Source organism: Dietzia sp. HMSC21D01, from assembly GCF_001815995.1.
In the GTDB taxonomy this organism is placed as follows: Bacteria; Actinomycetota; Actinomycetes; order Mycobacteriales; family Mycobacteriaceae; genus Dietzia; species Dietzia cinnamea.
In genome coordinates this window covers 1-2455 of the sequence record NZ_KV823925.1, presented here as the reverse complement: position 1 = coordinate 2455, position 2455 = coordinate 1, and the positions used below count along the sequence as shown (strand labels likewise).

The window sequence follows — 2455 nt, the reverse complement described above, 5'->3', positions numbered from 1 at the left end:
CCGCGGCGGCCCGCCTGGCGCCGTGAATGTGCCTTAAAAACCTACAGTTTTACGAGACTCCGGTTGCTGGCGCTGTCGCTCGTCCTCTTCTGGGCCGATGGCGACTTTTGGTGTCTCGGAAACTTGCCTCGAGAGCGGTGTGAAGAACTCGTCGTCGCCGAAGATCTTCGTGAGGTGGAGGAAACGCGGGGCACACACGTATCGGATCGCAGCCAGGCGCACCTTCACGCCCGGGAGTTGATCGGCCAGGCTCGCGGCGATCGCTCGGCCCTCGCGGTACCAAGTAGCGGGATCGATGCCGTCGGCCCATTGCGGCAGGGCGAAACCTCCATTCGGCAGGCCGAGATTGGCGCTTGTCCCATCGTCATCTCGCCCATAGTCGAGGAAGCCACGGCGCCAGTCCTCGTTCCACTGCCGAAGTCGTTCCTCGAGTTCGACTGTAAGGCCGAGCGATCGTGGCGTGGAGAATCCCACGAACAGTCCGGGGCCGCGAAGCCGGGGCGGCTGGTGGTACGGCAGTCTCGCGTCCCATAAGCCCCACTCGACCCCGTACTCCGGCATGAGTTTCAGTTCCGCCGGCACATCCGGATCGGGCTCATTGCCGGGCATCCGCCAGCCATCCTCACGCGTGATCTGCCCGGTCAGCGCGCACACGTAATCCAGTTGATCAGCCGCCAGCTCGCACACCACAAGCTTCTCCGCACAGCAGAACACAAAGTGCTCCGGATAGTGCACCCAGGAGCTCGGCCAGTGCGTGGCCGCGGTCCAGCCAGGCCATCTCGTCGAATCCGTCCGACCACACAGGCTGATCAACCGGACGGTCACCGAGATGACGAAAGTTTGCCTTGAATTGACTGATCCAGTTCTCCACCTCGTTCTGCAGAGCCTGCGGGATCTGCAGATCTGCCGCCACGCCCTGGTTGTACCCGGGATGACCGGGAGGGAAAACGTCAGGGGATGCGGAGATGTAGGGCCGATAATTAATTACCGGATGCAGCGCGACATACCGGCGATCCAGTGGGCCCGGGTCTGAGGGAACCCGGCACGCCGCACGACACATGTGCGACGCACGCAGTCCATGGAAGGTTCCATCCGGCGAGACACGCATCAGCCGAGAATATCCCGCGAAGGCCTTGACTAGTCAGCGGCGAGAACTGGGGTTAGACCGCCGCGACGGTTCTCCGAAGACTCACCCCGGGCGCCTTGACTCAGTTCAGTCGAAGAGCACCCCTCCGAATCCGACCACCAGTGCCGCCAGCACGCCAACGGCGACACCAGCGGCAACAGCGTCCAACACAGGACCACGGCGCACGAGAACGCCCACCCCGGCTCCCGCCAGGCCGATCGCCACGATGCCGATGAAGAGCGAGAACACCGTCATGAACACGACCATCGAAAACGCCGCGGAAATCGCATCATCAACCGTGCCTCCGCTGACGCCCACCATGACGATCGGGAACTTCCACACCCAAGCCATCGCGCCCGCCGCTACCGGAGCCGTCACGACCGACAGCCCAGCGCTGATCAAAACGTTCCGGTCCTCTTTCTCCATCAACCGAAGGTAGCCCCTACTTGGCACGTGCCGCGGCGGCCGTCCCAGTTCTTTGGTTGTGGGACGGCGTCAATCGACCCGCTGTTTCAGGTTGTGAGTCGAAACGCACTACACATCGTGCTTGTTCACGAAGACCAGGTGCGCCGCCGAGAATGAAGGTCAGGGTTGATGACGCGGGCCGCTTGAATCAGAGCGATCGCCAGTAGTCCGTAGATCCACACCGAGTACGACCACGGGCTGTGGGTAACCACGCTGACGCGGGGGTCGTCCCTGGTCCAGTAGGTGCAGCGAACCCCGGCGGGGAGCAGTTCGTACCCATGGGACCAGTCGAGGTTGGTATGGAATGTGCTGGTCTGTTCCTGCGGGGGAAGCCGTTCGGGAGGAAAGCCGTCCGGCACGTGACCGTCACGAAGGGCGCAGGTATAGCCGGGGTAGTCGTTGTAGTCGTCACTGCCGGCGAAGCCGAGGAACGCGATCGCTCCGCAGATCGACAGCACTGCAGAGACCGCGGCCGCGGTTCGTCTGGCGCCTCGCCCCGTCGCCTTGAAGGAAACCCAGACGATGAATGCCCAGAGCGCGAGCGACAGGGCTACCGGAGGCAACAGCGGAATCAGGAATGCCTCCACGGGTACCTCCTGGACGTCGTCGCGCAGTGCGTGGGCGGAACAGGACAGGGCATCAGCTCTTGATGGCTACCGACGAGCCCGCTCATCTCGAGACCTCTCGATTGCAGCGCCCTGCGACACATTTCTGCCACAACTGTCTGGCAGCCCGGTGTCATGCTGCAGTGCCTACCGCGAGCGGGAATCGCGGTGCCACCGTCGCTACGACTGCGGCAGGTCGCGGACCAGCGGGACCACTTCCCACTGGGTTTCGCTTCGCACCTCCTCGACCAGATCCGGC

At 63.4% G+C, this 2455-nt stretch carries 4 protein-coding genes; all 4 read right to left on the bottom strand.

Going from position 1 to position 2455, the window contains the following annotated elements; genetic code table 11:
- Positions 1–33: 33 nt before the first annotated feature.
- The 4 genes from HMPREF3086_RS09310 to HMPREF3086_RS09300 all read right to left on the bottom strand — a co-directional run bounded on the left by HMPREF3086_RS09310 (position 34) and on the right by HMPREF3086_RS09300 (position 2178).
- Positions 34–687, bottom strand: a complete 654-nt coding sequence (locus HMPREF3086_RS09310) for a hypothetical protein (protein ID WP_141764045.1) — start codon at positions 685–687, stop codon at positions 34–36.
- Complete coding sequence (locus tag HMPREF3086_RS18510) at positions 668–913, bottom strand: hypothetical protein (protein WP_141764044.1); 246 nt, start codon at positions 911–913, stop codon at positions 668–670. The genes HMPREF3086_RS09310 and HMPREF3086_RS18510 overlap by 20 nt, the downstream gene beginning before the upstream one ends.
- Positions 914–1213: 300 nt before the next feature.
- Positions 1214–1552 carry a hypothetical protein gene (locus tag HMPREF3086_RS09305; RefSeq protein ID WP_061230139.1) on the bottom strand — a complete coding sequence of 113 codons (339 nt, stop codon included), beginning with the start codon at positions 1550–1552 and terminating at the stop codon, positions 1214–1216.
- Between the two features lie 125 nt (positions 1553–1677).
- Complete coding sequence (locus tag HMPREF3086_RS09300) at positions 1678–2178, bottom strand: hypothetical protein (RefSeq protein ID WP_061917038.1); 501 nt, start codon at positions 2176–2178, stop codon at positions 1678–1680.
- Positions 2179–2455 lie beyond the last annotated feature (277 nt).